This window comes from Roseateles sp. P5_E11 (assembly GCF_054049355.1).
In genome coordinates, this window is record NZ_JBFUMO010000238.1 from 1 (window position 1) to 8,481 (window position 8,481).

At 68.0% G+C, this 8,481-nt stretch carries 9 protein-coding genes; 6 read left to right on the forward strand and 3 right to left on the reverse strand.

What is annotated here, in order from left to right:
- Positions 1-161: 161 nt before the first annotated feature.
- Positions 162-695 (reverse strand): Mth938-like domain-containing protein, encoded by a 534-nt coding sequence (locus ACXJKR_RS17585; RefSeq protein ID WP_457323916.1) that lies wholly within the window; start codon positions 693-695, stop codon positions 162-164.
- Here ACXJKR_RS17585 and ACXJKR_RS17590 point away from each other — a divergent pair.
- From ACXJKR_RS17590 to speD, 6 genes are read left to right on the forward strand one after another with little or no spacing between them, the layout of a single operon-like run.
- The gene (locus ACXJKR_RS17590; protein ID WP_457323917.1) at positions 670-1,896 is read left to right on the forward strand and encodes a pyridoxal phosphate-dependent aminotransferase; all 1,227 of its coding nucleotides are present in this window, start codon (positions 670-672) and stop codon (positions 1,894-1,896) included. The genes ACXJKR_RS17585 and ACXJKR_RS17590 overlap by 26 nt on opposite strands.
- A 23-nt stretch (positions 1,897-1,919) precedes the next feature.
- Positions 1,920-3,239 (forward strand): homoserine dehydrogenase, encoded by a 1,320-nt coding sequence (locus ACXJKR_RS17595; protein WP_457323918.1) that lies wholly within the window; start codon positions 1,920-1,922, stop codon positions 3,237-3,239.
- A gap of 12 nt (positions 3,240-3,251) precedes the next feature.
- Positions 3,252-4,643 (forward strand): threonine synthase, encoded by a 1,392-nt coding sequence (gene thrC / locus ACXJKR_RS17600; protein ID WP_457323919.1) that lies wholly within the window; start codon positions 3,252-3,254, stop codon positions 4,641-4,643.
- Entirely contained in the window at positions 4,636-5,844 is a 1,209-nt protein-coding gene (locus tag ACXJKR_RS17605; protein ID WP_457323920.1) for a molybdopterin molybdotransferase MoeA, read from the forward strand. Before thrC ends, ACXJKR_RS17605 begins: the two co-directional genes overlap by 8 nt.
- Positions 5,841-6,098, forward strand: coding sequence for a molybdopterin converting factor subunit 1 (gene moaD, locus ACXJKR_RS17610; protein WP_394326315.1), 258 nt, complete (start codon positions 5,841-5,843; stop codon positions 6,096-6,098). The genes ACXJKR_RS17605 and moaD overlap by 4 nt, the downstream gene beginning before the upstream one ends.
- A gap of 1 nt (position 6,099) precedes the next feature.
- Positions 6,100-6,486, forward strand: a complete 387-nt coding sequence (speD, locus tag ACXJKR_RS17615) for an adenosylmethionine decarboxylase (RefSeq protein ID WP_457323921.1) — start codon at positions 6,100-6,102, stop codon at positions 6,484-6,486.
- On the opposite strand, the gene ACXJKR_RS17620 is transcribed toward speD, so the two are convergent.
- Positions 6,444-8,030 (reverse strand): flavin monoamine oxidase family protein, encoded by a 1,587-nt coding sequence (locus ACXJKR_RS17620; RefSeq protein ID WP_457323922.1) that lies wholly within the window; start codon positions 8,028-8,030, stop codon positions 6,444-6,446. The two genes, speD and ACXJKR_RS17620, sit on opposite strands and share 43 nt — an antisense overlap.
- Before the next feature lie 38 nt (positions 8,031-8,068).
- The gene (locus ACXJKR_RS17625) at positions 8,069-8,326 is read right to left on the reverse strand and encodes a hypothetical protein (protein ID WP_056195613.1); all 258 of its coding nucleotides are present in this window, start codon (positions 8,324-8,326) and stop codon (positions 8,069-8,071) included.
- Positions 8,327-8,481 lie beyond the last annotated feature (155 nt).

Consider the following 8,481-nt stretch of genomic DNA (forward strand, 5'->3'; position numbering starts at 1 on the left):
GTTGAGCGCAGGCGTCATTGGGGGGTGCAGCAGGAGTTGTGCTCACGGGGTCCCCGGTTCGTGATCGCTCTGTGAAGCCTTTCACAAAAACAATCTACGCGGGCGCCCGCAAGCAATAGCCCGTGATTATAAAGCCTCCCCGGTCTCCCGACCGGCGGAGGTCATCCCTCAATGAGCAATGCTGCCAGAACGTTGCGGCCTTCACTGGCAAGCACGTTGTAAGTGCGGCAAGCGGCTGCGTTGTCCATGACTTCGAAGCCGATGCGCGCTTCAACCAGCCCACGCCACAGGGCCGGGCTCGGGAAACGCAACCGGGCGCCGCTGCCGAAGACGACCAGTTCGGGGTTCAAGGCCTTGATCGCTTCGAAATGTGCAGGCTGAAGTTCCTCGAAGCGCGAAGGCGCCCAGGCAGCCACGTCGCCTTTCCAGGGGACCAGGACACTCGCCGTGTGCGGCCGGCCGTTGACCCAGACCCCCTGGGCGTCATGGCGCGAAATGCTGTTGCCGCCTTGCGGCTCGTCAAGCTGGAACTTCATCGGGAAAAGGTGCGAAAAGCCGGGCGCGAGTGTCGCGCAGAACGGCAGGCCGCATGCCCGGGCCTTGCTTAAACTCCAAGATCCCCCTTTTTGCACCTTCTTGCACTGCAGCATTGCTGCGCCGGAGCCCCTTTTGAAGCCCATCGCCAAGTCCAGCAAGCTCGCCAGCGTCAKCTATGACATCCGCGGCCCCGTGCTGGACAAGGCGCGCCAGATGGAGGAAGAGGGCCAGAAGATCATCAAGCTGAACATCGGCAACACGGCGGTGTTCGGCCTGACGCCGCCGGACGAGATCGTGCAGGACATGATCCGCAACCTCGGCGACGCCGGCGGCTACACCGACAGCAAGGGCCTGTTCGYGCCGCGCAAGGCGGTGGTGCACTACACGCAGCAGCAGGGCGTCAAGGGCGTGACGGTGGACGATGTCTACCTGGGCAACGGCGCCTCCGAGCTGATCCAGATGGCGATCAACGCCCTGGTCAACGATGGTGACGAGATCCTGATCCCGGCGCCCGATTTCCCGCTCTACACCGCCGTCGTCGGCTTGTCGGGCGGCAGGCCGGTGCACTACCGCTGTGACGAGGGCGCCGGCTGGCTGCCCGACCTGGCCGACATCGAGGCCAAGATCAGTCCGCGCACCCGCGGCATCATGGTCTGCAACCCGAACAATCCGACCGGCGCGCTGTACCCGGACGACCTGCTGCTGGGCATCATCGAACTGGCCCGCAAGTACCAACTCGTCATCTTTGCCGACGAGATCTACGACAAGACGCTGTACGACGGCAACACCCATACCGCCATGGCGTCGCTGGCCGATGACGTGCTGTTCATCACCTTCAACGGCCTGTCCAAGAACTACCGTGCCTGCGGCTACCGTGCCGGCTGGATGATCGTCAGCGGCGAGAAGCGCCATGCCCGCGACTACATCGAGGGCCTGAACATGCTGGCGTCCCTCCGCCTGTGCTCCAACACGCCGGGTCAATTGGCGATCCAGACGGCCCTGGGCGGCTACCAAAGCATCAAGGACTTGGTCGCGCCGACCGGGCGCCTGTGCCACCAGCGCGACCTGGCCTATGAGCTGCTGACGCAGATCCCGGGCGTCAGCGTCGTCAAGCCCAAAGCGGCCCTCTACATGTTCCCGAGGCTGGACCCCAAGGTCTACCCAATAGCCGATGACCAGCAGTTCGCCTACGAGCTGCTCGCCGAGGAGAAGGTGCTGATCGTCCAGGGCACCGGTTTCAATTGGCCCGAGCATGACCACTTCCGCCTCGTCTTTTTGCCCAATGTGGATGATCTGCGTGAGGCCATTGGCCGCATCGACCGTTTCCTGGCCGGCTACCGCCGCCGCCACACTTCCTGATTTCCTGTCCTGAGAGCCCTGCGATGAAAGCGATTCAAGTTGGCCTGATCGGCCTCGGCACCGTCGGTGCCGGCACCTTCCACGTCTTGCAGCGCAACCAGGCCGAGATTCGCGGCCGCGCCGGCCGGGGCATCGAGATCGCGATGGTGTCCGCCCGCAACGCCGAGCGCGCCAAGGCCTACCAGGCCATCGTGGGTGACGGCGTGCCCTGCGTCGGTGACGCGCAGCAGCTCGTCAACAACCCGGATATCGACATCGTCGTCGAGCTGATCGGCGGCATCGAGCCGGCCCGCAGCCTCGTGCTGCAGGCGATTGCCAACGGCAAGCATGTCGTCACCGCCAACAAGGCCCTGCTGGCCCTGCACGGCACTGAGATCTTCGAAGCGGCGCGCGAGAAGGGCGTCGTCGTCGCCTTCGAGGCGGCCGTGGCCGGCGGCATCCCCATCATCAAGGCGCTGCGCGAAGGCCTGACGGCCAACCGCATCGAGTGGATCGCCGGCATCATCAACGGCACCACCAACTTCATCCTGTCGGAGATGCGCGGCAAGGGCCTGGACTTCGCCACCGTGCTGAAGGAAGCGCAACGCCTGGGCTATGCCGAGAGCGACCCGACCTTCGACATCGAAGGCGTGGACGCGGCCCACAAGCTGACCCTGATGAGCGCCATCGCCTTCGGCGTGCCGGTGCAGTTCGACAAGGCCCACGTCGAGGGCATCAGCAGCCTGCAGGCCACCGACATCAAGTACGCCGAGCAGCTCGGCTACCGCATCAAGCTGCTGGGCATCACGCGCCGTCGTGACAATGGCATCGAGCTGCGCGTCCACCCGACGCTGATCCCATCCAGCCGCCTGATCGCCAACGTCGAAGGCGCGATGAATGCCGTCGTCGTGCAGGCCGATGCCGTCGGTACGACGCTCTACTACGGCAAGGGTGCCGGCGCCGAGCCGACCGCGTCGGCCGTCGTCGCCGACCTGGTGGACGTGACCCGCCTGCACACGGCCGACCCCGACCACCGTGTGCCGCACCTGGCCTTCCAGCCCGACGCGATGAGCGACACACCCATCCTCGAGATGGCCGACGTGCACACGGCCTTCTACCTGCGCCTGGTCGTGGCCGACCAGCCGGGCGTGCTGTCGCGCATCACCACCATCCTGGCCGAGCACGACATCTCCATCGACGCCGTGCTGCAGCGCGAGTCGGGCGAAGGCGAGCGCCAGACCGACCTCATCATCCTGACGCACGACACGGTGGAAGGCCGCATGAACGAGGCCCTGGCCAAGATGCAGGGCCTGCCCACCGTGCTCGCCCCCATCGTCCGCATCCGCAAGGAAGAGCTCGCCTGAGCCTGAACTGACATGAAGTACATCTCCACCCGCGGCGACCAGACCGAGCGCGGCTTCTCCGACATCCTGCTCGAAGGCCTCGCTCCCGACGGCGGCCTTTACCTGCCCAAGGCCTACCCGAAAGTCGACGCCGCCACGCTCACTCGCTGGCGCGGCCTGGCCTATGCCGACCTGGCCTTCGAGATCCTGTCGCTCTATATCGACGACATCCCCGCCGACGACCTGCGCGCCATCACGCGCAAGGTCTACACAGCCGAAGTGTTCGGCACCGAGCAGATCACGCCGCTCACCTGGCTGGGCGACCACATCGCGCTGCAAGGCCTGTCCAACGGCCCGACGCTGGCCTTCAAGGACATGGCCATGCAATTGCTGGGCGCGCTGTTCGAGTACGAACTCGGYCGTCGCGGCGAGACGCTGAACATCCTGGGCGCAACGTCCGGCGACACCGGCAGCGCCGCCGAGTACGCCATGCGCGGCAAAAAGGGCGTCAATGTCTTCATGCTCAGCCCCAACGGCCGCATGAGCCCCTTCCAGCAGGCGCAGATGTTCAGCCTGCAAGACGAGAACATCCACAACATCGCCATCGATGGCGTATTCGACGACTGCCAGGACATCGTCAAGGCCGTGTCCAACGACCTCGCCTTCAAGCGCGAGCACCGCATTGGCACGGTCAACTCCATTAACTGGGCGCGCCTGCTGGCCCAGGTCGTCTACTACTTCGCCGGCTATTTCCAGGCGACGAAGAGCAACGCCGAGAAGATCAGCTTCACGGTGCCGAGCGGCAACTTCGGCAACGTCTGTGCCGGCCACGTGGCGCGCATGATGGGCCTGCCCGTCAAGCAGCTGGTTGTCGCGACCAACGAGAACGATGTGCTGGACGAATTCTTCCGCACCGGCGCCTACCGCCCGCGCAGCACGGCCGACACGCACGAGACGTCCAGCCCGTCGATGGACATCTCCAAGGCGAGCAATTTCGAGCGCTTCGTCTTCGACCTGCTCGGCCGCGACGGTGGTCGCGTGAAGCAGCACTTCGGCGCCAGCCAGTTCGAGCTGGGCGGCGGCGAGCATGCCGACATCGCCGGCTTCGGCTTCGTGTCCGGCCGCAGCACGCATGCCGACCGTGTGGCAACCATCCGCCGCTGCCATGCCGAGCACGGCGTCATCATCGACCCGCACACCGCCGACGGCCTCAAGGTGGCGCTGGAGAAGCGCGATCCCAACGTCACGATGCTGGTGCTGGAGACGGCCCTGCCGGCCAAGTTCGCGGCAACCATCCACGAGGCCCTGGCCATCGAGCCGCCGCGGCCCGCCGGGCTGGAAGGCATCGAAGAACTCCCCAAGCGCGTGAAGGTCATGCCGGCCGATGTAGGCCAGGTGAAGGCCTACATTCACGCCCATGTCTGAAGCCCCCAGGAAGCCGCTGATCCCGTTGGACGAGGCGCTGGCCGCGCTGCTGGCGCAGGTCCAGCCGCTGGCTGAACGCGAAACGCTGGCGACGAGCGCTGCCGTAGACCGCGTGCTGGCTGCGAACCTGATCTCGCCGGTGGACGTGCCACCGGCCGACAACTCGGCGATGGACGGCTATGCCCTGCGCGCCGCCGATGCGGGCCAGGCATTGCCTGTCACGCAGCGCATTCCCGCCGGCAGCGTGCCCGCACCGCTGCCACCCGGCGAGGCGGCGCGCATCTTCACGGGCGCCCATGTGCCACCGGGTGCGGACACCGTCGTCATGCAGGAGTTCACCGAGCTGGTGGGCGACAAGGTCAGCGTGACCCAGCCCGTCACCGCCGGCGCCAACGTGCGCCTGCGTGGCGAGGACGTGCGCGCCGGTTCGGTCGTGCTGCCTGCGGGCACGCGGCTGGACGCGGTCTCCGTCGGGCTGGCCGCGACCGCTGGCGCCGCCGAGCTGACCGTCACCCGCCGACCGCGTGTCGCACTGTTCTCCACCGGCGATGAACTCGTCATGCCCGGCGAGCCGCTGCCGCCCGGTGCCATCTACAACTCCAACCGCTTCACGCTGCGTGCCTTGCTCGAAAGCCTGGGCTGCGAGGTCATCGACCTTGGCATCGTGCCCGACCGCCTCGATGCGACCCGCGCCGCGCTGCGCGAAGCCGCATCCCGGGCCGACGTCATCCTGACCTCGGGGGGCGTGTCCGTCGGCGAGGAAGATCATCTGCGCCCCGCCGTGCAGGCTGAGGGCCAGCTAGACCTGTGGGCCATCGCCATCAAGCCCGGCAAGCCCTTCGCCTATGGCCGCGTGGGTGAGGCGCATTTCATCGGTCTGCCCGGCAACCCGGTTTCCAGCCTGGTGACCTTCCTGGTCCTCGTGCGACCCTTCCTGCTGAAGTTGCAAGGCGCTGCGCGCCTGACGCCGCGGGGCTATCGGCTGGCGGCCGGCTTTGACTGGCCCAAGCCCGACAAACGCCGCGAGTTTCTGCGGGTGCGTCTGGACGAAGAGGGCGGCCTGGCGATGTTCTCCAACCAGAGCAGCGGCGTCTTGACCTCGGCGTTCTGGGCCGACGGCCTGCTCGACAACCCCGCCGGCCAGGCCTTCAAGGCCGGCGACGCGGTGCGCTTCATTCCGTTCGCGGAGCTGCTGGCGTGAGCATCACGGTCCGACTGCGGTTCTTTGCGTCGCTGCGCGAGAAGCTGGGCGAGGGCGAAGCGATCACCTTGCCTGAGGGCAGCACCGTCGCCGTGGCGCGCGAGTCGCTGCAGGCACGTGGTGGCATCCATGCTGAGGCTCTGGCATGTGGTCGCGCAGTGCGCGCAGCGTTGAACCAGAAGATGTGCGCCGAATCCGCCGTACTGTCGGACGGCGACGAGCTGGCCTTCTTTCCTCCCGTCACTGGAGGCTGACGTGCAGGGCCTGCATCTGACGGCCGACCTGCACGGCGTCGACCCGGCGCTGGCGGTCATGCGCGACGCCGACGCGCTCGCCGCGCTGTGCCGCGACGCAGTGACCCGTTCAGGGCTCACCGGCGTCGCCGAACTCTTCCACCGCTTCGCACCCAAGGACGAGCAGAGCGGCGTCACCGGCGTCGTGTTGCTGGCTGAATCGCATCTGGCCGTGCACACCTGGCCCGAGCTGGGCGGTGTGACGCTGGACGTCTATGTCTGCAATTAYGGCGCCGACAACAGCGCCAAGGCCGAGGCCCTGCTCGATGCCTTGCTGAAGGCGTTCGCGCCGCGCGAGACGGCAGTTCAAAGGCTGAGCCGCGCGGCCGCCTCAATGCCCGCGGTGTAGGCCTCCTCGAACACCGAGTACCCCGCCAGGTCGCTGTGTGCGAACACGACGCGGCCGCGCTGGGCGTTCAGCGCGGCCAGCTCGGCCGAGCCACGCAGGCCAGGTGCGGGGATGCTCATCGCATGGCCGAAGCGGCAGAGGTCGATGCGCTCGAGCTTGGCCGGCAGGTCCGGGTGGGTCTGGGCCAGCTCCTGGGTGACGATCCYGGCCCAGTGCTGCCAGGGCTGCTTCAGCAGCTCGCCACGCTGGCTTTCGGGCAGGGCGAGGTAGGCCGTCAGCACCGGCGGGCGCGGCGTCGGGTCGCGCGACTGGTGGCGGTCGTCGACATAGCCCAGGGCGGTGCTGCCGTAGCGCACGTTGTCCCAGGACGGCGGCGCGCCGGCGCGCTGCAGCAGCGGCTCGCGCAACGCGAGATTGGCCGTCAGCCAGGGGGCGTGGGCCTGCTTCAGCGAGCGCAGGGCGTCAGGCGGCGCGGCCAGCAGCCGGGCCGACACGAACAAGGGCGCGGCCATGACGACGGCGCGGGCGGTCCAGCGTTCGGGCGCGCCGGTCGCCTCGTTCCAGGCCAGCAGTTCGACGCCCTGGCGCTGCTCGGTCACGCGCAACACCGTGCGGCCCAGGTGGATGCGCTCGCGCAGCGGCGCGGCGATGTGGGCGCTGAGCCAGCCATTGCCTTCGGCCCATGTCAGCACCGGCTCGCGCTCGGCCGCCTCGTCACCGGGCGCATGGAAGCCATGGCGGCTGGCGAAATAGTGCAGACCGGCCCAGGCCGAGACGGTGCTGTCCCCGGCGCCGAAGTCGTCGCGGCAGCAGTAGTCGAGATACCAGCGAAGCCGGGTATCGTTCAGGCCGGCGGTGTCCAGCCAGGTGGCGAAGGTCTGGGCGTCGAGCGTGGCATGGCCGGCGGTCCAGCGGGCGCGGTGGCTGGGCATGGCAAAGCCGAGCTCGCGCTGGGCCTGGGTGACCAGGGCGGAGAAGCGCCGGTACTGCGCTAGCGACTGCGCGCCCTCCGGCGGCGGCAGCAGGCCCTCGCGCCATTCGCCGTCGATGAAGAGGCGCTCCTGCGGGCTGTGGCAGAGGTGGCGCTCGTCCCAGACCGTGCGGCCGAGTTGTTCACGGGCCAGGCCCAGCTCGTGCAGCAGCTCATTGACTTCACGCGCCTGGGCGCCGGGCAGCGGCAGGTAGTGAGCGCCGAGGGGGCAGGGCGCGCCGGCCAGCACGTGGCCACGGCTGTTGCCGCCGGCCTGGTCTTCGAGGTCGAGCAGGGCGAAGTCGTCGATGCCGCGCCGGGCCAGCGCACGCGCGCAGGCCAGGCCGGCGACGCCAGCGCCGACGATGAGCACGCCCGTGGTCTTCAGCGGCCCGTCGGCCTTCGGTCTTTCGCCCCGCAGCCGATGGCCGCGCTCGGGATGGGTGCCGACCCAGCCGCCCTGCAGGGCCGGCGCGTCGGGCGTGCAGCCGCCGGCCAGCAGGCCGAGCAGCAGCGCCCGGCGGGAGGGGCCGGTGGTTTCGACGCGGGGAAAAGAGGGCTGGGGCGGGCGCAAGGGCGGCAGGGTAGCAGCCTGCGCCGTCGCCTCGCCCGTCAGCTCGCCACGGGCTTCACATCGTCGCCATCACTGTTTGAGCGCCATTCGCGCAGCTCTTCGGCCAATACCGGGTGGTGGTCGGCCGCGGCGCGCTGCATCAGCGCCTCGACATTGGCTTCGGTCACATGCTCGTGGCCGACGCCGTGGACGAGGTTGTCATAGATGCTGTCAATATTCCTGGCATCGGTGCCGGGCGGCGTCGACGGCAGGTCGACCTGGGCCAGGGCTTCGGGCTTCAGGGTGGCAGTCTGCATGGGTGGCTCCTGCGCCAGCGTCTTTTGCCGGCGATCCGATCTTCCGGCAAAAGGCGCGCCTAGTGAACCTGGCCCCACTCGGTTTCAAACTCTTGCACCAGCACCTGGTTGCTGAGGCGATTCACCTCGGTCGGTACCCGCGCCATGTCGGGCGG

Coding starts and splice junctions, on each gene's coding strand:
- ACXJKR_RS17595 (WP_457323918.1), top strand. CDS start 1,920: ATGAAAGCGATTCAAGTTGGCCTGATCGGCCTCGGCACCGTCGGTGCC.
- ACXJKR_RS17605 (WP_457323920.1), top strand. CDS start 4,636: ATGTCTGAAGCCCCCAGGAAGCCGCTGATCCCGTTGGACGAGGCGCTG.
- ACXJKR_RS17625 (WP_056195613.1), bottom strand. CDS start 8,326: ATGCAGACTGCCACCCTGAAGCCCGAAGCCCTGGCCCAGGTCGACCTG.